Source organism: Candidimonas humi (genome assembly GCF_019166065.1).
Classification (GTDB): Bacteria; Pseudomonadota; Gammaproteobacteria; order Burkholderiales; family Burkholderiaceae_B; genus Candidimonas; species Candidimonas humi.
The window spans coordinates 106,541-129,005 of sequence record NZ_JAHTBN010000005.1; the positions used below are offsets into that span (position 1 = coordinate 106,541).

The 22,465-nt window shown below is 64.5% G+C and carries 15 protein-coding genes; 6 read left to right on the forward strand and 9 right to left on the reverse strand.

Going from position 1 to position 22,465, the window contains the following annotated elements:
• Positions 1–29: 29 nt before the first annotated feature.
• The 6 genes from KVP10_RS13330 to KVP10_RS13355 all read right to left on the reverse strand — a co-directional run bounded on the left by KVP10_RS13330 (position 30) and on the right by KVP10_RS13355 (position 7,780).
• Positions 30–1,622: a DHA2 family efflux MFS transporter permease subunit gene (locus KVP10_RS13330; protein WP_217965098.1), complete on the reverse strand. Its 1,593-nt coding sequence runs from the start codon at positions 1,620–1,622 to the stop codon at positions 30–32.
• The gene (locus KVP10_RS13335; protein ID WP_217965099.1) at positions 1,619–2,806 is read right to left on the reverse strand and encodes an HlyD/EmrA/EmrK family protein; all 1,188 of its coding nucleotides are present in this window, start codon (positions 2,804–2,806) and stop codon (positions 1,619–1,621) included. The genes KVP10_RS13330 and KVP10_RS13335 overlap by 4 nt, the downstream gene beginning before the upstream one ends.
• A 32-nt stretch (positions 2,807–2,838) precedes the next feature.
• Positions 2,839–4,329, reverse strand: a complete 1,491-nt coding sequence (locus tag KVP10_RS13340; protein ID WP_217965100.1) for an efflux transporter outer membrane subunit — start codon at positions 4,327–4,329, stop codon at positions 2,839–2,841.
• 121 nt (positions 4,330–4,450) lie between these two features.
• Positions 4,451–5,026, reverse strand: coding sequence for a MarR family winged helix-turn-helix transcriptional regulator (locus KVP10_RS13345; RefSeq protein ID WP_217965101.1), 576 nt, complete (start codon positions 5,024–5,026; stop codon positions 4,451–4,453).
• A gap of 197 nt (positions 5,027–5,223) precedes the next feature.
• Positions 5,224–6,483: a DUF3734 domain-containing protein gene (locus KVP10_RS13350; protein ID WP_376810923.1), complete on the reverse strand. Its 1,260-nt coding sequence runs from the start codon at positions 6,481–6,483 to the stop codon at positions 5,224–5,226.
• 358 nt (positions 6,484–6,841) lie between these two features.
• A complete protein-coding gene (locus KVP10_RS13355) occupies positions 6,842–7,780 on the reverse strand; it encodes a LysR substrate-binding domain-containing protein (protein WP_217965252.1) in 939 nt (312 codons plus the stop codon).
• Positions 7,781–7,876: 96 nt separating this feature from the next.
• Here KVP10_RS13355 and KVP10_RS13360 point away from each other — a divergent pair, with 96 nt between their 5' ends.
• Positions 7,877–9,070, forward strand: coding sequence for a YeiH family protein (locus tag KVP10_RS13360; protein ID WP_246600675.1), 1,194 nt, complete (start codon positions 7,877–7,879; stop codon positions 9,068–9,070).
• A gap of 42 nt (positions 9,071–9,112) precedes the next feature.
• On the opposite strand, the gene KVP10_RS13365 is transcribed toward KVP10_RS13360, so the two are convergent.
• On the reverse strand, positions 9,113–9,754 hold the full coding sequence (locus tag KVP10_RS13365) for a MarR family winged helix-turn-helix transcriptional regulator (RefSeq protein WP_246600654.1): 642 nt from the start codon (positions 9,752–9,754) through the stop codon (positions 9,113–9,115).
• Between the two features lie 97 nt (positions 9,755–9,851).
• Here KVP10_RS13365 and KVP10_RS13370 point away from each other — a divergent pair, with 97 nt between their 5' ends.
• On the forward strand, positions 9,852–10,835 hold the full coding sequence (locus tag KVP10_RS13370) for a tripartite tricarboxylate transporter substrate-binding protein (RefSeq protein ID WP_246600655.1): 984 nt from the start codon (positions 9,852–9,854) through the stop codon (positions 10,833–10,835).
• 149 nt (positions 10,836–10,984) lie between these two features.
• Entirely contained in the window at positions 10,985–12,688 is a 1,704-nt protein-coding gene (locus KVP10_RS13375; protein WP_246600656.1) for a sulfatase-like hydrolase/transferase, read from the forward strand.
• A 23-nt stretch (positions 12,689–12,711) separates the two neighbouring features.
• On the opposite strand, the gene KVP10_RS13385 is transcribed toward KVP10_RS13375, so the two are convergent.
• Together KVP10_RS13385 and KVP10_RS13390 are read right to left on the reverse strand one after the other, a co-directional pair.
• The gene (locus KVP10_RS13385) at positions 12,712–13,086 is read right to left on the reverse strand and encodes a SirB2 family protein (RefSeq protein WP_217965103.1); all 375 of its coding nucleotides are present in this window, start codon (positions 13,084–13,086) and stop codon (positions 12,712–12,714) included.
• A gap of 154 nt (positions 13,087–13,240) precedes the next feature.
• Entirely contained in the window at positions 13,241–15,163 is a 1,923-nt protein-coding gene (locus KVP10_RS13390; RefSeq protein ID WP_217965104.1) for an ABC transporter ATP-binding protein/permease, read from the reverse strand.
• Between the two features lie 407 nt (positions 15,164–15,570).
• On the opposite strand from KVP10_RS13390, the gene KVP10_RS13395 reads away from it, so the two are divergent.
• The 3 genes from KVP10_RS13395 to KVP10_RS13405 all read left to right on the forward strand — a co-directional run bounded on the left by KVP10_RS13395 (position 15,571) and on the right by KVP10_RS13405 (position 22,390).
• Positions 15,571–15,945 (forward strand): tautomerase family protein, encoded by a 375-nt coding sequence (locus KVP10_RS13395; RefSeq protein ID WP_217965105.1) that lies wholly within the window; start codon positions 15,571–15,573, stop codon positions 15,943–15,945.
• Positions 15,946–16,830: 885 nt separating this feature from the next.
• The gene (locus KVP10_RS13400; protein ID WP_217965106.1) at positions 16,831–21,579 is read left to right on the forward strand and encodes an autotransporter domain-containing protein; all 4,749 of its coding nucleotides are present in this window, start codon (positions 16,831–16,833) and stop codon (positions 21,577–21,579) included.
• Positions 21,580–21,778: 199 nt separating this feature from the next.
• Entirely contained in the window at positions 21,779–22,390 is a 612-nt protein-coding gene (locus tag KVP10_RS13405; RefSeq protein WP_217965107.1) for a DUF924 family protein, read from the forward strand.
• The last annotated feature ends 75 nt before the right edge of the window (positions 22,391–22,465 follow it).

The following is a 22,465-nucleotide window of genomic DNA, read 5'->3' on the forward strand; positions in this document are numbered from 1 at the left end:
TTCGAACCGGCGAATCTCGAACTTGGCCGTCAATGCGCCGCTGCAGCCGTGTCCGCGCTGCCGCCGCTCATCTTCTTCGGACGGGCGAGCCAGACCAGGGCGATCAGCACCAGGAAGATGATGGCCGAGGCGTAGAAGATGTCGGTGGCCGAGATGGTGAAGGCCTGCTGGTCGATCATGTTGTTGATCAGCGAGGCCGACTGCGCCTGGTCCAGTCCTTTGCCGCTCAGGCCCGACATGGCCGCGTCGAAGGCGGGCTTGCCCGGGCGGGCGAGTTCCGTCAATTGCGCGTGGTGCAGGGTGGCGCGGTTTTCCCACAGGGTGGTGGTGATGGACGTGCCGAAGGCGCCGAAGATGAGCCGCACGAAGTTCGTCAGGCCGGCCGCCGCCGGCACGCGATGCGGGTCCAGGCCCGAGAGCGTGATGGTGGTCAGCGGAATGAAGAACATGGCCATGGCCGCGCCCTGGATGAAGGTCGGCACCATCACCGTGTAGATGTCTACCTCGGTGTTGAAGTCGGCGCGCATGTAGCTGACCAGCGCGAAGATCAGGAAGGACGTGGTGACGATGTAGCGCGGGTCGTGCTTGGCCAGCATCTTGCCGACGATGGGCGAGAAAATGATGGCCAGGATGCCCACGGGCGCCGAGGCGATGCCTGCGTCGGTGGCGGTGTAGCCCAGCGTGGCCTGCAGCCACAGCGGCAGCAGCACGACGGTGCCGAAGAACACGCCGTAGGCCACCGAGATGGTCACGGTGCCCGAGGTGAAATTGCGGATCTTGAACAGCGTCAGGTCCACGACGGGGTGCACGGCGGTCAGTTCCCAGATCACAAAGAACACGAAGGCGACCACGGCGACGACGGCCAGCACGACGATGGTGTTGCTGGCGAACCAGTCCAGTTCCTTGCCTTTGTCGAGCATGAGCTGCAGCGCGGCTACCCACAGGACCAGCAAGGCCAGGCCTATGCTGTCTATGGGGCGCTTGACGCGCACCGAGTCGCGCGTTTTATAGATCTGCCACGATGCCCAGCCGGCGATCAGGCCTACCGGCACGTTGATGTAGAAGATCCACGGCCAGCTATAGTTGTCTGAGATCATGCCGCCCAGCAGCGGCCCGGCCACCGGCCCGACCAGCACGGTCATGGACCATAGGGCGAGCGCCATGCCGGCTTTCTCCTTGGGATAGCTGCCCAGCATCAGTGTTTGCGACAGCGGGATCATGGGGCCGGCCACTGCGCCCTGGATGACGCGAAACGCCACCAGCGATTCCAGCGACCATGAGAAGCCGCATAGCCATGAAGCCAGCACGAACAGCAGGGTGGACAGCACGAACAGGCGCACCTGGCCGAAGCGCTGGGTCAGCCACCCGGTCAGGGGCACGGTGATGGCGTTGGCCACCGCGAACGACGTGATCACCCAGGTGCCCTGGGTGGCGCTGACGCCCAGGTCGCCGGCGATGGTCGGTATCGACACGTTGGCGATCGAGGAGTCCAGCACGTTCATGAAGACCGCCGCCGACAGGGCAATGGTGCCGAACAGGCGCGCATTGCCGGTCAGGGGCGGATAGCCCCCCGCCGGGGGCCGCGGGGCGGGCTTGGCAGCCCGCGAGTCGTCAGCGCTCATGATCCCAGGTTTTCTTTGATGATCTTGTCGATCAGGGCGTCAACACCTTGCGTGTTCTTGGCGAAGACATTGGTTTCGAATTTGGATTCGTTCGCATTTTGCGCGGCGAGCTTGTGATCGGGCTCGACCAGATGCACTTCGGCCACCATGGACAGGCCCACACGCAGCGGATGCGCGGCGAGTTCCTTGGGGTCGAGCGCGATGCGCACCGGCACCCGCTGCACTACCTTGATCCAGTTGCCGCTGGCGTTCTGGGCGGGCAGCAGGGCGAAGGCGCTGCCCGTGCCCGCGGCGATGCCTTCGATGTAGCCGTGGTAGGTCACGTCGCTGCCGTAGACGTCGGCGGTGAGCTTGACTTCCTGGCCGGGCTTCATCTTGGTGATCTGGCCTTCCTTGAAGTTGGCCTCGACCCACACTTGCTGCAGCGGGATCACGGTCATCAGCGGCGTGCCGGGGGCGACGTGCTGGCCGACTTGCACCGAACGCTGGGCCACCGTGCCGTCGGTCGGCGCAGGCAGCACCGTGCGGGCATTGTCCAGCCAAGCATCGCGCACGCGGTCGGCGGCCTGGCGCACGTCCGGATGCTGGGCAATGGTAGTGCCGGCGGTCAGGGCCAGGTTGGTTTCCAGCTTGGCCTTGGAGGCAGCCAACGCAGCCTTGGCCTGCGCCAGGGCCGACTCGGCGGTCTTGACGGCGGTGGCCGCGTGCAGGATTTCTTCGCCGCTGACGCCGCCCGACTTGGCCAGCATCTGGCGCCGCTTCAAGTCGCTCTGGGCCTTGCTCAGGTCGACCTGGGCGCGCTCGATGTCGGCCTGGCGCATGGCGATGTCGGCCTTGAGGGCGTCGTTCTGCACGAACAGAGTGCGCGTGCGCCGCACGGTCTGCGCCAGCGCAGCCTCGGCCTGCTTGAGGGCGACTTGCGAGTCGATGGGGTCGAGCTTGACCAGCGTCTGGCCTTGCTTGACGGTTTGCGTGTTGTCGGCGCCGATGGCCACTACGGTGCCTGCGATCTGCGAGGTGACCTGGACCAGGTTGCCGTGCACATAGGCGTCGTCGGTGGATTCGTAATGCGAGGCCACTACGACCCAATAGATGGCATAGCAGATGCCTAGGGCGATGAAGATCAGGGCCGCGGTGAGCAGCAGCCGTTTGCGTTTGGGAGCCGGTTTGCTTTCGGTAGTCATAACAGTCTCGTGTTTCAGTGAGTCGTGTTGCTTCAGTCTTTCAGGGCGTGGGTAGAGGCAGGGGCGGTGTCAGCGGCCGTGCCGCCTGGTGCGCCGGCCTGACCGGACGGCGCGGAGCCGCCGGCGGCGGCCGCTGCGCCGTAGCCGCCGCCCAGCGCGGTGGCGAGCTGCGCGTCCAGGTTGTAGGCGCGCGCCTTCAGGTCGGTGTCGAGGATGGCCTGCTTGAGCACCTCGTTTTGAGCCAGCAGCACCTGCACGTAATTGCCCAGGCCCGAGCGATAGCGTTGTACGGCGATGTCGTACGCGTCCGAGATCGATTGGTAGCTGGCATGCTGGTCGGCGATCTGCTGCTGCAGCGCGCGGATCGAAGTGCTGGCGTCGGCCACTTCCCGCACCGCGGTCAGCACTGCCTGGTTGTAATTGGCGACGGCGATGTCGCGTTCCGAGCGCTTGGCGTTCAATTGGGCATTCAGCGCGCCGCCGTGGAAAATGGGCAGCGTGATGGCCGGGCCCACGCCGTAGACGCGGCTGCTGTTCTTCAGCAGTTCGCCCATGCCCAGCGACCAGAAGCCCGCGAAGGCCGACAGGTTCACGTCGGGGTAGAACTCGGCCTTGGCCGCCGAGACTTCACTGGCGCTGGCCTGCGCCAGCAGGCGAGCCGCCACTACGTCGGGCCGCCGGCCCAGCAGGCTGATCGGCAGTTCGGCCGGCACGCCTTGGGGCGCCGCGGCCAGCTTGGCGATATGGATGCTCTTGCCGCGGTCCGGCCCCTGGCCGGCGAGCGCCGCGAGCTGGTGACGCAGCAGGTCGGCGTTGGTGTCTGCCTGGCTAAGCTGTACCTTGGCCGAGGACACCGCCGATTCGGCCTGCTTGAGCTCGACTTGGGTATCCAGGCCGGCCTGCACGCGCTGGCGGGTGATCTGTGTCACGTCCTGCAGTTGCTTGACGATGCGCGAGATCACTTCGTGCTGCCTGAGGGCGTCCTGCAGGTTGAAATAGCTTTGCGTGACTGCGCTCACCAGCGAATTGCGGGCCATCTGCGCGTCGGCCTGGCTGGCCTGGGCGCGCGACAAGGCGGCGGCGTAGCGCGCCCGGTTCTTGCCCCACAAGTCCAGATCGAAGCCGAGCTTCAGTTCCAGGCTGTTGTCGGTGTACATCGCGCCGCCGTAGGGAGGCGGGTAGATGTAGTTTTCCGAGAAACGCTCGCGCGTGTTGTTGTAGACGGCATCGAGCTGCGGCAAGCGCACGGCGCGCGCGCTGCTGACCGCGGCATTGGCGACGGCCAGCCGAGCCCGGGCGGCGGCCAGCGAGGGATTGCCCCGCAGGCTCTCGTCGATCAGTTCGTTCAACTGCGGGTCCTGATAGCGGTGCCACCACTGGTCGGTAGGCCAGGCGATGGCCGTATCACGCAGTCCGATCTTGGCGCCCTGGATCTCACTGAGCGCCGGTTTGCCCGGATTGATGGCCGCGCAGCCGGTGAGGACGGCAAGCAGCAATACTGATATCGATAGCAGGGGTTTCATGCTGACAATAAGCTGAAAGTAATTGTTAGGGTCGTATCTGACTAGGCAGTGATTAGCGGGTTTTCGTGCTTCGCGGGCTCACGGCCCATGCGCCCGAAGACTTCGAAAACGAGGGCTCCGGTCAATGGGGCGCGTCGTGTTCCGGTTCTTGTTGCGGGTTTGCACAGGAGCCGTTGGCTTCCATGCGCCGCAACAGGCTGATGAGGGTATCGACCTCCTGCCGGGAAAAACCGCTTAGGTGAGCATTGAGGGTGTGCGCCACCGCCGGGAGTATGCCGGCCACTACGTCACGGCCGCTGGCGGTGAGTTCGAGCTTGACCACCCGCCGGTCGGTCTGGCTGCGGTGGCGTGTAAGAAAGCCCTTGGCTTCGAGGCGGTCGAGGGTGCGCGTCATGGCGCCGGTGTCGACGCTGACGGCGCGCGCCAGTTCGGCGGGCGTGTCGATCTCGCGGCTGCTGATCAGGACCATGGGCTTCCATTGCATGGCGGTCAGGCCCAAGGGCGCAACGCCCTGGTCGATCATGCGATTGATGGATGTGTAGACCGTCTTGAGGATATAGCCGATGTTGTCCTGCTGGCACAGGGTGTAGCCGTCGGGATTGTAGAAATTGCAGCCGGCTGCCGCGGTATCGGCGGCCGAAGTCGTGCCGGAGCCCGGCGACTGCGCGGAAAAAGAGGGGAAAGGACTTTGTGCCATGAGCAGAATTCTAGCGCGACTTTACTGACTAGGCAACTACTGTGAAGGCATTATCTAGTTATGCAGATAGAGCCCAGGCAACTTCAATGTTGCGGTGCCGCAACGGCTTGGGGAGGCCGGCGGCCGGCCACTGGGTAATACGGGCCGGTTATCGGGGCGGGACAGAGGCGGGATAGGGGCGGGAATACGGGTTGCGCTCAGCCGACGGAGTCGTCCAGCATTGCCCGCTCGATTTCGTCGCGGTGCACGTCGTGAGTGATGAAGCCCGAGTCGTTATCGGGCATATCCAGGAAGCCGGGCCGCGACAGGGTCTCGCGGATGTCCTGCAAGCCGGCGGTCCAGCGCTGGCGCATGGTGGGCAGGCCGAATTGGTAGTCTTTGTAGTGCTGGTCGTAGGGCTGGTCGCGATAGATCAGGTGCAGCACGTTGTAGCGCTTGCTCGATGAAAGCTGTTCGGCGAGCTTGCAATACAAGTCGTTTTGCCGGACTTCGGGCGGTACGTTCTGCAGCACGTTGCGCAGCATGTGGCGCAAATGCTGGGTCCAGCGCAGGTGCTCGGTAATCAGCCGGGTGCGGCTGGAATACTGGACGTCCTTCATGCGGTCGGTGACTTCCCCCATATTGACGGGCAGCCGGCCGCGGGCGCTCCAGAGATCGACCTGGAAGACCAGGGTGTCGGTGCGCGGGCGTGTGTTCAGGATATTGGCCAGGGGGGTGTTGGACACCATGCCGCCGTCCCAATAGTATTCGCCGTCGATTTCCACCGCGGGGAAGGCCGGGGGCAGGGCGCCCGAAGCCATGAAGTGTTCGGGCCTCAGGGTGTCGTGGGTATTGTCGAAGTACTTGAAATTGCCGGTGCGCACGTTGACCGCGCCTACCGACACATGCATTTCGCCGGAATTGATGCGGTCGAAATCGCACAGGCGCAAGAGCGTATCGCGCAAGGGAGACGTATCGTAGTAGCTGACCTGGTCGGGTTCGCTGGCAAGGACGAATGTGGGAGGCGGGAAGCGCGGCCGGAAAAAGCCGTTCTGGCCGTCGACGACGGCGCCCAGCGCGTGCAGTGCGCTCATGCCCTGGCGCACCGAATCGCTCAGGTTGAACAGGCTTTGCTCGATGAAGGGATAGGGGGCCGCGCCCAGATTGGGCCGGCAGATGGTTTCCCAGAATTCGACCAGCTTCTCGATACGTTTTTCGGGTGCGTTGCCGGCGATGATGGCGGTGTTGAGCGCGCCGATGGAAATGCCCGACAGGCGGTTCGGGATGATCCCGGCTTCGGACAGCCCCTGGAATACCCCCGCCTGATAGGCGCCCAGCGCGCCGCCGCCCTGCAGCACCAGCGCAATGGTTTCATAGGGAGGCAAGGCTGAGGGCCCGGCCTCGGCTGTCGTTTGTGCCTGGGGTTGCGCCGGGGATTGGGTTTGTGTCCGGGCCTGTGCTCGGGGTTTTGCCGCAATTTTTTTCCCGGTTTTTGCTCCCCTCTTCGTTTCGGATTTCGCCGCTGGGCGCGAACTCGGGCGCTTGCGTGCCGCTTGTTGCGAGCCGGCTTCGGGTGCGCCGGCCCGGGCATTGCGCGGCCGGGCCTGGGCGGCGGTCTTGCGGCCGGCTGTGGCCGCCTTCGCGCGGGCGCCATGGCGCTTGGGGCTGGTGGCAGGATCCAGGGCGGGGAAAAGTTCGAGCTGGCTCATGGTCGGGGCTATAGCGGTTGCGGGCTCGCCGCAAAGAGCGGTGGCCGGGAGTTTTCCAGTGTAGCCCACGATGTTTGCACCCATCGTGGCGCGGCGCGCCGCTTTTGCTTTTCTTTTTTCGAGCTGCTTATTTGTCTGTGTCTCGAGCCATGCCGGCGGGCGTATTGTCGTCGGGCCGCAGCGTGCCCATCCCCAGGCTGGCGGCAAAGGCCTCGATCAGCATGCCGCGGTAGCGAGCCTTGTGCAGCAGCAGCGACAGGCGCCGGCGCAAGTCCAGGAACGGGGTTTCCAGGATCTTCAGGCGGCCCATCGCCACGGCGTCCGTGGTTGCCTCCGAGGGCAGGCAGGCGATGCCCATGCCGGCGATCACGGCCTGCTTGATGGCCTCGACCTGGCCCAGTTCCAGCACGATGCGTCCAGGCGGTAGCGAATTCATGGCTTGTTCGGCCAAGGCCCGCATCGCCGAGCCCGGTTCGCGCAGTATCCAGCGCGCGCCCTTGAAGTGGCGCGGCGCGAGCCGCGGCTGGCTGCTCAAGGGGTCGTCGCGCGCGGCGCACACCACCATGTCGTCCTCGCGCCAGGGCAGCACGTCCAGTTGCGGATGATGCACGGGGCCTTCCACGCAGCCCACGTCCAGGCGGTGTTCCAGCAGCCCGGCGACGATGGTGTCGGTGTTCTCGACGCTGACGGTCAGGGACACCGCGGGGTGGGCCGCCATATATGGCCCGAGCAGTTCGCCCACCAGGTAATTGCCCACGGTATTGCTGGCGCCCACGCGCAATTCGCCGGCCAGCGCCGCGGGCCCGCTGCCGGGCGGGCGCAGCATTTCGTGCACGCGCTCGATGACTTCCCGCGCCATCGGCAGCAGTTCCTTGCCGCGGGCGCTCAGGCGCAGCCGCCCGCGTTCCCGGTCGAACAGGGGCGCGCCGATATGCCGCTCGAGTTCGGCCAGGGCCATGCTGACGGCCGGCTGGGTCAGGAACAGTTGCTGCGCCGCGGCGCGCACACTGCCCGCCGCGGCGATTTCCACGAAGGCTTCGAGTTGCTTGAGGCTGATTCCTATCATCAATTTATTTTATTCTATGAATAAGAATTTATGAATTTTTTTATACTGATGGGAACCCTAAAATCACTGAAAGTCATATACAAATGAGTATTCGTGATGTTTCCTTGCATGGATTTCCTGGGTTTTCGTGGCGTGGCCGGCCAAGCTGGCCGCATGGCTTTCATAGGTGGCGCGGCCTCGGGCGGCGCCCCAGCCGCCGGCGGGCAGGACGCCGGCATCATGGCCTCGACGGGCCATGCCTATGCGCCGGCCGTCCCGTCCGTTGCGGGCCGGCGCGCGCGCAGCGGTTCGGCGGCGCCGCGAGATCCTTCCCGTGTCTACGGGTTGCTGCTGGCCGCGCTGGTCGGCCTGGCAGCCTTGTTCCTGGGGCGCTGGATGCCCATCATCGGCGGGCCGGTATTCGGCATCGTATTGGGCATCATCATCCGCAATGCCTTCGGCGTTTCGCCGCTCTTCAAGCCGGGGCTGGCATTCGCGTCCAAGCAAATACTGCAGTGGTCCATCATCGCCCTGGGCTTCGGCCTGAGCATAAGCCAGGTGGCGCACACCGGCGGCCAGTCGCTGGCGGTCACGGCGGTGACCATGACGACCGCCTTCGTGTCGGCCTGGCTGCTGGGCCGCTGGCTGAGCATCCCTTCCAGGCTCAAGACGCTGATCGGCGTGGGCACGGCGATCTGCGGCGGTTCGGCCATCGCGGCGGTCACGCCCATCATCAAGCCCGACGACCATGAAACCGCCTTCGCGATTTCCACCATCTTCATCTTCAACATCATCGCCGTGCTGAGCTTCCCGCTGCTCGGCCACTGGCTGCACATGAGCGATGCCGGCTTCGGGCTGTGGGCGGGCACGGCCATCAACGACACTTCCTCGGTGGTGGCGGCCGGCTACAGCTACAGCCACGCCGCGGGCGACTACGCCACCATCGTCAAGCTGACGCGGGCGACGCTGATCATCCCGGTATGCCTGGTGCTGGCCCTGTACCAGGCCTGGCGCCACAAGAAGCAGGGCGCGGGCGACTTCAGCCTGGCGCGCATCTTCCCCTGGTTCATCCTGTGGTTCCTGGTGGCTTCGGGCCTGCGCTCGGCCGGCCTGGTGCCCGAATCCTGGAACGGGGCCATACATTTCATGGCCGAGTTCCTCATCATCGTCGCGCTCACTGCGATAGGGCTGTCTTCCGACTTGCGGCGCATGGCCAGGGCGGGCCTGCGCCCGGTAATGCTGGGTTTCGGAGTATGGATGGCGGTGGCGCTCAGCAGCCTGCTGGTGCAGCACTTGATGGGAACCTGGTGATAGCGGCGGCGTCACGCCGCGCGCTGCCATGCGCCCGTGACGCTATTGCCTGCGCGTGCCGCCCTGGCCGCGATGCGGGCGGTCCTTGATCACTTCGGCCTGCAGCAGGCTTTGCGAGCGGCGCATGATCTTGTCCAGCGCGGCGTTCAGCACCCGGCGCTCTTCGGCGTCCAGATCCTGGGCAACCTGCTCGTTGAGTTCGACGATGATGGGCATGATGCGCCGGTAGAGTTCCAGGCCCGCCGGGCTGGCCTCTATATAGATGACGCGCGCGTCTCGTGTGTCGCGCTGGCGCTGCAGCCAGCCTTTTTCGCACAGAGCCGTGATGGTGCGCGAGGTGCGCACCGAATCGAGCATGGCGGCTTCGGCCAGGGCGGCCGAACCGAGCCGGCCGTGCACCACCGATGTGGCCAGTATGCGCCATTCCCTGCGCGTGATATTGAAGCGGCCCTCGCACAGGCGTGTGAAGATCGGGTTGGCGGCCGACCAGGCGCGATAGATACGGAACACCACCATATCGCGCAGGGAAGTCGGTTCATCAAGTTGCGCGCTGCCGGCCGAGGCATCCACGGTGTCATCTGCGCCGGCCTGGACGGGCGCCACGCATGCCTGCGCCGCATCGCCTGGCTGCGGCTTGCGGCGGACACGGCGCTGCGCGCCCCGATCTGGCCCGGCCTGGCTCATATTGGTAATTTCCCTTGTTTGCCCGATACTTGATTAGATCAATTAAAAGAGTGCTTGTTAAGCTCTGCGGAATTTCTTATATGGACCGGAGACAATCATGCAGGCTATGGGCACACTCTGTAAAGCATTTGCGGCCGCACTGGCGCTGGGCGCGGCCTCGATGACCGCGCACGCCGCGGCGGCCAAGCTCGACGGGCCGCTCACCGTGGTCGTGGGCTACGCCCCGGGCGGCGCCTCGGATCGCGCCGCACGCATCGTGGCCCATGAATTGCAGAACCGGCTGGGGGTGAACGTCATCGTCGAGAACAAGACGGGGGCCGGCGGGCGCATCGCGGCCAACTACGTCAAGGCCACTCCCAAGGGCAAGAACGTGCTGCTGCTGGGCAACCCCACCTTGATGATGAGCGCACCTCTGGTCTACAAGAACATCGGCTACGATCCCGAGAAGGACTTCAAGCCTGTGTCCATGGTGACCGAATACCGTTTCGGCATCGCGGTGTCGGCCAGCAATCCGATCAAGACGCTGGCCGAGCTCATCGCCTGGGGCAAGGCGCATCCCAAGCAGTTCAACGTGGGCGTGCCGGCCACCGGCAGCCTGCCGCATTTCTTCGCCTTGATGCTGGCCAGCAAGATCGGCATCAAGGGCCAGGTGGTCGGCTATCGCGGCTCGGCGCCGCTGCTGACCGACCTGATCGGCAACTCCGTTCCCGTGGCCATCGATACGCTCGACGTGCAGGCGCCGCAGCATGTGGGCGGCAAGATCCGCATCCTGGCGACGTCTGGCCCGAAGCGCGAGGCCCTGACCCCCGATGTGCCCACCTTTACCGAGGCCGGCGTCAAGCTCCAGGCCTATGGCTGGGGCGGCTTCTTCGCGCCGGCCAGCATGCCCGACGCCACGGTGGATATGCTGGGCAAGGCGATCGCGGCATCCGTGGCCACGCCCGCGGTCAGCAAGCAGATCGAGCAAAGCAACCTGATCCCCGTGGTGGCCGATGCGGCCAAGACTGCCCAGTTGCTGCGCGATTTCCGCGCCCAGTGGGTGCCGGTGGTGAAGAATTCCGGCTACGTCGTGGAACAATAGCGGTCGGGCCGAGCCGGCCGGCGTGGCCGCGATGCCGCGCCGGCCGGCAGGTGAGTGGGCTTGCAAGCCGCAAGCCGCAAGTCCGCAACCTAAGTGCGCAAGCCGCAAACCCGCCAGGCGCCGTCGCCGTCATCCAACCGAAATCACCGATGAGCCGCATCCGCAATATCCTGTTCATCATGGCCGATCAGCTACGCGCCGATCACCTGGGCTGCTACGGGCATCCGTACATCCGCACCCCGAACATCGACGCGCTGGCCGCGCGCGGCGTGCGCTTCGACCGCGCCTTCGTGAATTCCGGCGTATGCGGGCCGTCGCGCATGAGCTACTACACCGGCCGCTATCCGTCCACGCACGGCGCGACCTGGAACCGCGTGCCGCTGTCCATCGGCGAAGTCACCATGGGCGAATACCTGCGCGAGCAGGGCCGCAGGCTGGTGCTGGCGGGAAAGACGCACATCATGCCCGACCACGCGGGGCTGCAGCGCCTGGCGATCGATGGCGGCAGCGAACTCGGGCGCTTGCTGCACAGCGGCGGCTTCGAGGAAATCGACCGCTACGACGGCCATCACGAGCCGGGCGAGGAAAGCGGCTATCCCGCCTACCTGCGGCGCAACGGCTATGTGTCGGACGACCCCTGGACCGATTTCGTGATCTCCGCGCGCGACGAACGGGGGCAAGCGGTCAGCGGCTGGCACATGTGCAATGCTCGCTACCCGGCGCTGGTCGACGAGCCGCATTCCGAGACGGCCTACATGACCGACCAGGCCCTGGCCTTCATGCGCAAGAAGGGCGACGAGCCCTGGGTGCTGCACCTGAGCTACGTCAAGCCGCACTGGCCTTATATCGTGCCGGCCCCCTATCACAATATGTACGGCATGGACCAATGCCTGCCGGTGGTGCGCAACGAGGCGGAGAGGCGCGATGCGCATCCGGTGGTGGCGGCCTATCGCCAGCAGGAAGAGAGCCAGAGTTTCGCCATGGACGAGTGCGTGCGCACCGTGCGCCCCGCCTACCAGGGCCTGATCACGCAATTGGACGATCATCTGGGCCGGCTGTTCGAATACATGGAAGACGCGGGCCTGATGCGCGATACGCTGATCGTGCTGACGGCCGACCATGGCGATTTCCTGGGCGACCATTGGCTGGGCGAGAAAGAGCTGTTCTACGAAACCATCCAACGCGTGCCTTTTATCCTGGTGGATCCGTCGCCGGAGGCGGACGCTACGCGCGGCCGTGCCGAGGCCCGCATGGTGGAGTCGGTCGACGTGCTGCCGACCTTTCTGGATGCGCTGGACCTGCCGCGAGCCAGTCATCGCCTGGAAGGACACAGCCTGTTGCCGCTGCTGCGTGGCGAGCCTGGCGGGCAGTCTGGCGGGTCGTCCGGCGGGGCGCAGGGTCGATCGGCCGAGCTGCCGTCCGGTACATCGGGGGGCGCATCGGCAAGCGATCCGGCGCGTGAACTGCCGCGCGACGCCATGGGCGAGAGCCTCGGGGAATCCGGAGCCTGGCGCGACTGCGTGTTTTCGGAACTGGACTACAGCTACAGGCTGGCGCGCCTGTTGATGCACAAAACGCCGCAGACGGCGCGCGCCTGGTCGGTGCGCACCGAGCGCTGGCGCTATGTCTACTGGATGGGCGAGCCCGAGCAGCTCTACGATCTGCAGGCCGACCCGGACCAGTTCCAGGACCTGGGCCGCGAGGCCACGCACGCCGCCGTGCGCGCCGAGTTGCGGGCGCGGCTGTTCGACTGGTTCACGCGCCTGAAGCGCCGCACCACGGTCACCGATGCGGCCATAGAAAAGGGCACCAACGCCCACAAGAAGGCGGGGGTGTTCTTCGGCCAGTGGTAAGTGGCGCCGCGCCGCCGCGGGCCTCAGCTCAGCCAGGACATGGGGTTGTGGTGCAAGGCCACGCCTACTATATAGAAGAAGATGGCGATCGCCACCAGCGCCGCCAGCCCCCGTGTGCCGGCGGTCTTGCCGCGCTTGATCGCAATGGTGCCGATGCCGATATACAGCACCAGCGCTATCAGCTTGGCGACGATCCAGGATTGCAGGCTGCCCAGCATCACGGTCAGCGCGATGCCGCAAACCAGCAGCACGGTGTCGATGATGTGCGGCAGTATCTTTACCACGGGCAGCCGCAGGCGGGCCGAGCCGGTCACCGACCAGTAGGCGCGCAGCACGAAGAAAATGATGCTGAGCGCGGCCGCGGTGACGTGCAAGTGTCTGATTGCCAAATAAGTCATTTCAATCGTTTGTGTCGAAGTTCGAGTCTGGCTGGTTGGAAAGAAATCAGTAGAAGGGAGCTAGTAGAAGGATACTAGTGGAAATCGGCCGGTTTTTTGCGCGAGCCGCCTTGCGTGCCGGATTCACCCGCTTTGGGCCGCATCGGCGTTCTGTTCAGGTCAGCTCCCAGGCGCCGCCGCCCTTGATGCTGAGGCAGCGCGGGTGGAAGGCGAGCAGGGTGCTGCGGTGGCCGACGCTCACCAATATGGTGTCGGGCAATTGTTCGCGCGCCAGCCGGTACATGGCTTCTTCCAGACCTTCGTCCAGGGCCGACGTGGCCTCGTCCAGGAAAGCGGCCACCGGGCGGGCCAGCAACAGGCGGCCGAAAGCCAGGCGCTGCTGCTCGCCCAGCGACAGGATGCGGCCCCAGTCGGCCGACTGGTCGAGCTGGTCGACCAGATGGCCCAGTTGCACCTGGCGCAGCACTTGGCGCGCCGCGTCGTCGGCGCCGGCCGTGGCGGGGGAGATCGCCTCGCTGCGGCCGGCGGCCGCCAGCAGCGCGTCCAGGTTCTGTCCGGCATTGCGCGTGCGCGTGACTGTGTCTTCCTGCAGGCGTTTGGAACTGTTCACGTCCAGCACGGCGGGGCTGGCCAGATAGGGCGGATGTCCGGGGTAGTACAGCGCCTCGCGCAGGCTGCCCAGCGGCAGATAGGGCTTCTGCGACAGGAACAGGACATCGTTCTCGGGCCGGATGATGCCGCCTTCGCAATAGGGCCAGAGGCCTGCGATGGCGCGCAGCAGCGTGGTCTTGCCCGAACCCGAAGCGCCGCGGATCAGCAGCGGCGCGTGCGGCTCGACTTCGAGCGAGACGCGCTCGAGCAGCGGTTGGCGATCGGGCCGGCGCACGGTCAGCAAGTCCAGCGCGACGCGCCCGCCGTCGGCGCGCACATCGGGCGCGGGCAATTCTTGCGCAAGGGCGATGGCGGTAGTGAAACCCGTCAAACGATCGAGCGTTGCGCGATAGGCGGCGAAGCTGTCGTAGGCGTTACGGAAGAACGACAGGTTGTCCTGCAGGCGCCCGAAGGCCTGCGCGGTCTGGATCAGGTCGCCCAGGCTGATCTGCTTGGTGAAGAAGCGCTGCGCCTGGATGATAAAGGGGAACACCACGGCGGCCTGGGTTACCGTGAAGTTGAAGCCCAGGAACTTCAAGGACCGATAGACGATAGCCCATGAGTTGGCGATGACTTGCGCGAACCGGCTGCGCAGCAGCGCACCCTCGACTTTCTCGCCGGCATAGAAGGCCACGCTCTCGGCGTATTCGCGCAGGCGCACCAGCGCGTAACGATAATCGGCGTTGAAGCGTTCGTTCAGGAAGTTCAAGCTGATTAGCGGCCGGCCGATGCGGATGGCCAGCACCGTGGCCACGATCACATAGATGAACACCAGGAACACCATGGCGCGCGGAACCTCCACGCCCATCACAGCCAGCGGGCCGGACAGATTCCACAGGATCAAGGTGAACGCATAGGTCGACACCAGGGCGTTGATCACGCCCATCGACAACGTCAGCGAGCTGGTGACGAAGACGTTCACGTCTTGCTGGATACGCTGGTCCGGGTTGTCCACGGGGCGGCCCAGGTATTGGGTCTTGTAGTAGGTCTGGCCGTCGATCCAGCGGGACAGCATGCGCTCGTTCAGCCATACCCGCCAATGTATGGTGAAGGCCTGTTGCACATAGAATTCGATCAGCGAGCGCACCACATGCACTGTGGCCAGTATGGCGAACAGCACCATCGCGAACCAGAACCCGGCCTCGTCGAGCTTTTGCAGCGAGGTGTACATGCTGTTGTACCAGGACGAGAACAGCACATCCAGGCGCACCGCGATAAGGGTCAGCAGCAGGATGAACGCCAGCACCACCAGCGGCCGCCAGCCGCGCCGGGTCATGAAATAGGCGCCGGACAAGTTCCAGAACTGCCGCCCCCACACCGTGTAGCGGGCCAGGCCCCAGATCGCCGCAACCGCCAGCACCACGGTGATGGCATACGCTTTCAGTACCCACAGGGCGCTAAGCAGCAGTTCGTGATTCCAGTTCATTCATGCTCCGTAGTGGGCGCGCACGGGGCGCGGGGTCGGCGTGCGCTTCGGCCGCCCGGCGTGCGAGGCGCCCAAAGTATACGTGGAATTTCTCTATAGGATCGACGCCGCGGCGCTAGGTTCCGCAGCGGTTTGCTGCCATTGTGCCGGACGACGGTCTTTCGACTGCGCCGGCCTTTCGGCGGCGATGCCCGGATGGCGGCGGCTTGGTTATGGTAGCGGCGCGTGGATTGCAAGGGTTCATGGATGCCGATGTCCCACGGATGCCAGGTCCCACGGATGCCAGTGTCCCATGGATGGCGGTGGCGCCCGGGATTATTTATGATGGGGCGTGCCGGGCCTCGATCGCCGGGGCCCGGCTTGGCGTTTGTTTCGATCAACCCGTTTTCTTATTTACGAGAATCCGTATGCCTTACTTGACTATCACCGCGACCCAGGGTCTGTCCTCCGACCAGAAAAAACAATTGCTCGAACGTTCCAGCGATGCTGTGGTGCGCAGCATCGGCGCGCCCTTGAAGAGCGTGCGCGTCCTGCTGAACGAGCTGAGCCCTGATTCCTATATGGATGGTGGCCAGTTTGGCGGGCAAACCGTGATGTACGAAGTCGATTTCATCGAGGGGCGCAACGAAGAGCTCAAGTCCGCCCTGATTGCCGCCTTGAGCAAGACCGCTCACGAGGTGACCGGACTGTCGGAGCAGGACATCCGCGTGCGGCTGAGCGATTTCCCCAAGACGAATATGGGTATGGCCGGCGGCATCACCGCCAAGCAGGCCGGACGCTAAGCCGGATCGCCGCGTCGCTGCGGCTTGCACCGGTAGGCCCGTGGTGGCCAGGAAGTTGCGCCTGGCTGCTGCTCGTGCCTGCCGCATGTGCCTTCATCGCGCTTCCAGCGTGCGCCTCGACTGCACAAGAAGAATTTAAGAGGCCGATCGATCTTCAGCACGCACGGATTCAAAACCCACGAGCATCGAAGGGTTTTGAGGCTACTTAAACCTTTAAGTACATAAATCAAGAAGTTACATAGGCCTTGATGGCAGGCTGGTTTTGCTAGTGAAGACACCTGCAAAGTATCGGGTGGAAAGTTTTTTGCACAGGAAGAGCTACAAATAGGATCGAATGCGCATATTGGATGATGATTGAAGAAATGATATGTTTCTATTGTTACTATAAAAATAGCTGAATGTTGCTTAAATTGGTCAAAATAATTGGGGTTTACCCCTAAATATGCTACGTATTTGGTAATGAAGTTTACAAAAATTTAATCAATAGATATGATTCCAAACGAAAAGAGAGCGTTTCCAAAGTTCTGATTACGAATACGCTGGTAACGGCGCGTATATAGGGGTTTTGGCGGCGCGGGCCGAGTGAGGCGGTACGCGCATAAAAGTAGTAAATCCGAACCCCCTACCTCCAGAGCATCTTGTTTTTACCGCGGCGGAAGGGCAGCGCGCATACGCACGTCTGTTTCAAATAAAGTTCCGCCGCGGATCACGGCAGCAGTGGTGTGCAGGGCAAGTCGCCGTAGCGCACCGATCTTGACGCAAGGGGCAGCAATGCATACGGTATCGAATCGCGGGACAGCAAGGCGGAATACGGCGACACGCCATGCAACGAATGGGGCCAGGGCCGCAACAAAAAGCTCGCCAGGAGGCGGCGGCTCGCGCGCCTTGCGCGCAACCCTGCTGGCTTCAGCGCTGCTGGGGGTTTATGGCGTAGCGGCGGCCGCCGAGACCTTGACCTGCAGCAGTTCCTGTGTCCTGGATCCTGGCACCACATACACCAGCGTGGTGGTCAATGCGCCGGGCGTAGCCTCGGGCAGTGGATCCGTCATCAGCGGCTCGGCCTATGAGCTCACTAAAATCAACGCCGGCGGCAGCCTTACCCTGGACGGGGCGTCGATCAGCAACGACGTCAGCACGCCCAACGGCCAGAACGGCCGGTCGGTGACCGCGAGCGGGGCCGGCGCCACGGCTCATATCACCAATTCCGTCATCGATCTTACGGCGAATTCGGACAACAACTATGCCCATGCGTATGCCGCGGCGGTGGGCGCAGACGGCGGTGGCCATGTGGTGGTCGACGGCGGCTCCATCACGGCCACCGGCAGCAAGCGCACGGTAGGCATCGAGGCCAATGGCGGTGGCTCGATCATCGACGCGAGCAACCTCACGATCGACACCTACAGCACATTCGGCCATGCGGTGAACGCGTACACCGATCCAAACGGAGCGCCCACTACCGCGACAGTCAACCTGGACCATGTAGTGATCACCACCCACGACCCGGTCTATGCCGACGGCATCCAGTCCGCGAATGCGGGCGCAAGCGTCAATGCCGTCGATACCGATGTCGTCACGTCAGGTGCCGGCAGTTTCGGCGCCGAGGTGTTCAACGGGGCCACGGCCTCGTTCACCAACGGCAGCATCACGACCGCGGGGGCCGGAGCCGCGGGCCTGCGGGCATACAGCGGCGGTTCTCTGGGGCAAGGCAGTATCACGGCTTCGGGCACGCACATATCCACCAGCGGCAGCAACGCCGCGGGGGCGCTGGGCGGCGCCGAGAACTCGGCGGGTAACGTCACCCTGCACGGCGTAACCATCGATACGGCCGGAGACCATTCCCCGGCCCTGGAATCCGCCTACGGCGGCACGGTCAGCGTCGACAATTCCAGCCTTACCACCCACGGCTTGTACAGCTACGGCGCCTATGCGCACAACGGCGGCGCGATCACGCTGAACGGCGGCTCGGTGACCACCGCCAACGCAACGGGCCAGGTTATTCAGGACGGCGACGGCTCGCGCGCCTACGCCCTGTATGCCGACGGCACGGGTTCCAGTGTCTCGGCCACCAACGGCACGACCATACTGACTAACGGGCAGCGGGCCTACGGCGGCTACGCCCTCGGCGGCGGCAACGTAAATATTAGCGGCGGGTCGATTACGACCAACGGTTTCATGGCCTATGGCGTTTATGCCAGTGGCGCCGGGTCCACGCTGACCACCAATGGCACCAATATCACCACGACGGGCGATTCCGCCGATGCGGTCTGGGCGTACCAGGGCGGTGTGACGAATGTGAATGGCGGCGTCATCGATGTGGGCGGGGATCCCAACATCAATGCCCCGCACGAAACCGCCAATGGGCTCGTAGCCGTAGGAGGCGACTCCAGCAATAGCGCGGGCACGATCAATGCAACGGGCATCACCCTGACGACCCGGGGCGACAACAGTATTGGGGCTTTGGCTGGCGGCGATATCGGCACGGCCCAAACGTCCGGCATCATCAATCTGAATAATTCATCGATCACCAATGTTGCCACGTCTGGCGCAGGCCGTGGCATTCTCGCGTCTTACGCAGGCTCCAGCGTTTCGGGCTCCAACAATACCATCAGCATTACGGGTGCGGGCACGGGATGGAGCGACATGCCTGTGGCGGTGGCGGCCGAAAGCCAGGCGCAAGTCAATCTGACGGGCGGTTCGATCTCTGCCACGGGTGCGCAATATACGCGGGGCATCCTGGCCACGACCGGCGCTTCCGTTACGACAAACGGCACCGCTATTTCCACGACCGGCAACAACTCGCACGCGGTGCATGCCTGGGGAGCGACGTCCGGTGAAGCGCTGGTGCCCACCATTACCATCAATGGCGGCACCATTACGACCACGGGCGATAATTCCTGGGGCCTGTATTCCCAGCGTACCGGCAATATCACGAGCACGGCCGACATCACCACCAGTGGCCTGGCCGGTTTTGGCGCGTTTGCGGAAGAGGGCGCCGGCATTACTTTGAACGGCGGTTCCATCACTACTACCGGTGGGGCACTCAACGGCACGATAGGCAGTTTCGGCGTCCTGGCCAAGAACGGCAGCACCGTAAATGTGAACAACGTCGCCATCAATACCAGCGGCGCCTTGGCCGATGGCTTGCGCTCGGACAGAGATGCCTCCGAGGCGGGCGGCATCATCGTCGCGTCCAATACCACCGTCAATACGAGCGGCGCCAACGCCAATGGCGTCAGCGTGTATGGCGGGAATGGCTCGGTCACCATGACTGGCGGCAGTGTCACCACTACCGGTGCTGGCTCGTCGTCGGCGTACTTGCAAGATAACGCTACGGCCAGTTTCACGGGTACCAGCCTGAATTCCGCCGGGTCGACTTTTTCGTCGGCATTTACCCAGGCGGGCCAGTCACAGAACATTACGCTGGGTAGCGGCACCTCCGTGGCTAGCAACAACGGCACGCTGCTGGGCGTGACGCGCAGCGGTGGCGGCGCGGACGGCACGATCGCCCTGGCGTTGCAAGACGGCTCGTTTGCCCAGGGCAATGTGTACGACCCGAGCGGCGCCGATCAGGTCACGGTCACCAAGGGGGCCAATGCGCACTGGGCTGGCCTGGTGGTGGATTCCACCACACAGACTGTTGACCCGGACAGCAATCCCACGCAGACCGGCTTCAGCAGCGGCGGCAATGTCGTCGTCGACAGCACCACACCTGTGAACTTTACCGGTACGACCAGCGTGGGCGGCGATTTCTCGGGCGCCACGGGCGGCAGCACGACGTTCTCGGGCCCCACCGATATCGCCGGCAACCTGGTCGGCGCCCAAGGCTCGACGACGAACTTCACCGGCTCGGCCAATATCGGCTCGGTCACGGGCGGTTCGGGCTCGAACATCAACTTCACGGGCTCGTCGACCAATATCCAGGGCGATGTGTCGGGCAACCAGGGCACCCAGATCAGCTTCAGCAAGGGCGGCAGCACCAATATCGGCGGCTCGATCAGCCTCAGCGGCGATGGCACCAGCACGCACGGCGGCACGATCGGGAACCCCATCATCGTGCAGGGTGACGTGACTGTGGGCGATGGCGCCTTGCTGGGCGGCAACATCACATCCAATGGCTCCTTGGGCGGTTCGGGCGGTACGGTAGGGCCGGGCAATTCGGTGGGCGTGCAAAGCTATGCGAGCAGCGCAGGCTTTACGGGCAATTACTTTGCCGAAGTGAACGCGGCGGGCAAGTCCGACTTGTTGATCATCCGCTCGGGCAACTTCGATCTGTCGGGCATAGGCCTGACCGTCGGCCAGGAAAACCGCAACGGCGGCTACGTGCTGAACCATCGCTACACCATCATCCAGACCCCGGGCGGGTCGGTGGTGAACAAGTTCGCCAGCACCGGCCTGGATTCCAGCTTCGACGGCACCTTGGTCAAGCTCGATCCGGTCATCTACGACCCCCAGGACGTGCAGGTGACGCTGTCGGTGGACAATTCGGCCGTCAGCAACAAGCGCGCGGGCCTGAGCAAGAACCAGAACGCCACGCTCGATGGCGTGCTGTCGGTGGCCGGGGCAAACGCTGCGGCCGATGCGGCCCTGCAGTCCACGGATACCGGCGGCGCGCTGAACCAGTTGTCCGGCGAAGTCCATGCCAGCACGCAGTCGGCACTCTTGAGCACCGGCGACCTGCTGGTACGCACCTTGACTGATCGCATGCGGGGCAATCTCGGGGCTCCCATGGTCGCGGGCGCACCCGTGGCCGCCGCGGGCGATCTGCCAGCCGGCGCAATGCCACATTCCTCGGCGCTGCCGTTGTGGGCCCAGGTAGTGGGCGACTGGCAGACCTTCAAGGGCGGCGACGACGGTACGGCGCGCAGCAAGCTTTCGCTGGGAGGCCTGTATCTGGGCGGCGATACGCAAGTCGGCGGCGGCTGGCGTGCCGGCGGCGCCCTGGGGTACACCAATGGCCGCCTGAACGTGGACGGGCGCGACTCGCGCAGCGATCTGCAGAGCTACACCGCTTCGATATACGGCGGCAAGAGCTGGCAGACGAGCAAAGGCCGTGTCAACTTCCTGGCCGGCGCCGCCTACACCCGCAACAACGTGGACACGCGCCGCAACGTCACCGTCGGGGGCAACGAGACACTCAAGTCCTCCTACCATGCCGATGCCGCGCAGTTGTTCACCGAACTGGGCTATGCCATGCCCATGGGCCGCAGCTCCAGCATAGAACCCTATGCGCGGCTGGCCTGGATCAACCTGCGTACCCAGGGCTTCAATGAATCGGGCGGCGCGGCCGCACTGCATGGCGATAGCAGCACCGACAGCCTGACCACGACGACTCTGGGGCTGCGTGGGGCGACCGAGCTTGCCATGGGCGCGCATACCGCCCGCCTGACGGCCGGCCTGGGCTGGCGCCATGCCGGCGGTGATGTGAATCCCAAGACCAGCCTGGCGTTCATCCAGGGTTCGGGCTCGAGCTTCAACGTTTCCGGTGCGCCCATCGCCCGGGATGCGGCGGTGCTCGACCTGGGCGCCGAAATGGCGGTCGGCAAGCGCACCACCGTGGGCTTGTCCTACGGCGGCCAGTATGGCGCAGGCAATTCCGATAGCGCCGGCAACCTGTATCTGAAGATGCGCTTCTAAGCGTCTTCACTGGCCGAGCCTGCAATGGGGCGCGTCGCGAGACGCGCCCCGTTGCGTTCCAGGGCATGCGGGGCGCATACCGTTGAAGTACCGGTTGGGGGGCGATGCAGCCATACAGTAGAATAGCCAGGACAGTGTGCGGCTTCGCTGTGTCGCGGTGTCCGCGCCGCTATCCTTGTGTCCCACGCCGGAGCTCGGAATGACGCGCAGCAACCCAGCAGTATCCATCACCGATCCGCCGGCTTCGAACCCGGCGGGCCAAGCCGGTTCGGCCCATCCCGAGGCCGACGCTTTCCTCGAATTCTGGCGTCGCGCCGGAGCAGCCGCCTGGTTCACCAAGAATCCCGATTTCGACGCAGCCTTGCGCGAGCGCTTCATGGACTCGCATTGGTCCGTGGCGCGCCGCGAGCGCGAGGCGTGGCTGGACAGCGCCTACGGCGGGCTGGCGCTGGTCATGCTGCTGGATCAATTCCCGCGCAATGCCTTCCGCGGTACGGCCCACATGTATGCCACCGATCCGCTGGCGCGCCGTTACGCGCGGGCGTCGATCGCGGCCGGCGCCGTGGCCGCGGTCGACGAGGTGCTGCGGCCTTTCCTGTTCCTGCCCTTCATGCATTCCGAGTCTATGCACGACCAGCACTACAGCCTCGAGCTGTACCGTGCGTATTGCCCGCAGAACCTGGAATTCGCGCTGGAACACTGCGACATCATCGAACGGTTCGGGCGTTTCCCGCACCGGAATCCCGAACTGGGCCGCAGCACCACGCCGGCCGAGCAGCGCTACCTGGAATCCGGAGGTTTCTCCGGCTAGGCACGACGGCGCCGGCCTTGCGGCCTCGCTTGCGCCTGGCCGGGAGTTCGTCAGTCCGCCGCTGTGGCGCTTTTT

Coding starts and splice junctions, on each gene's coding strand:
- KVP10_RS13360 (WP_246600675.1), top strand. CDS start 7,877: ATGTTTCCTTGCATGGATTTCCTGGGTTTTCGTGGCGTGGCCGGCCAA.
- KVP10_RS13330 (WP_217965098.1), bottom strand. CDS start 1,622: ATGAGCGCTGACGACTCGCGGGCTGCCAAGCCCGCCCCGCGGCCCCCG.
- KVP10_RS13335 (WP_217965099.1), bottom strand. CDS start 2,806: ATGACTACCGAAAGCAAACCGGCTCCCAAACGCAAACGGCTGCTGCTC.
- KVP10_RS13370 (WP_246600655.1), top strand. CDS start 9,852: ATGCAGGCTATGGGCACACTCTGTAAAGCATTTGCGGCCGCACTGGCG.
- KVP10_RS13340 (WP_217965100.1), bottom strand. CDS start 4,329: ATGAAACCCCTGCTATCGATATCAGTATTGCTGCTTGCCGTCCTCACC.
- KVP10_RS13355 (WP_217965252.1), bottom strand. CDS start 7,780: ATGATAGGAATCAGCCTCAAGCAACTCGAAGCCTTCGTGGAAATCGCC.
- KVP10_RS13395 (WP_217965105.1), top strand. CDS start 15,571: ATGCCTTACTTGACTATCACCGCGACCCAGGGTCTGTCCTCCGACCAG.
- KVP10_RS13405 (WP_217965107.1), top strand. CDS start 21,779: ATGACGCGCAGCAACCCAGCAGTATCCATCACCGATCCGCCGGCTTCG.
- KVP10_RS13375 (WP_246600656.1), top strand. CDS start 10,985: ATGAGCCGCATCCGCAATATCCTGTTCATCATGGCCGATCAGCTACGC.
- KVP10_RS13345 (WP_217965101.1), bottom strand. CDS start 5,026: ATGGCACAAAGTCCTTTCCCCTCTTTTTCCGCGCAGTCGCCGGGCTCC.
- KVP10_RS13385 (WP_217965103.1), bottom strand. CDS start 13,086: ATGACTTATTTGGCAATCAGACACTTGCACGTCACCGCGGCCGCGCTC.
- KVP10_RS13365 (WP_246600654.1), bottom strand. CDS start 9,754: ATGAGCCAGGCCGGGCCAGATCGGGGCGCGCAGCGCCGTGTCCGCCGC.
- KVP10_RS13390 (WP_217965104.1), bottom strand. CDS start 15,163: ATGAACTGGAATCACGAACTGCTGCTTAGCGCCCTGTGGGTACTGAAA.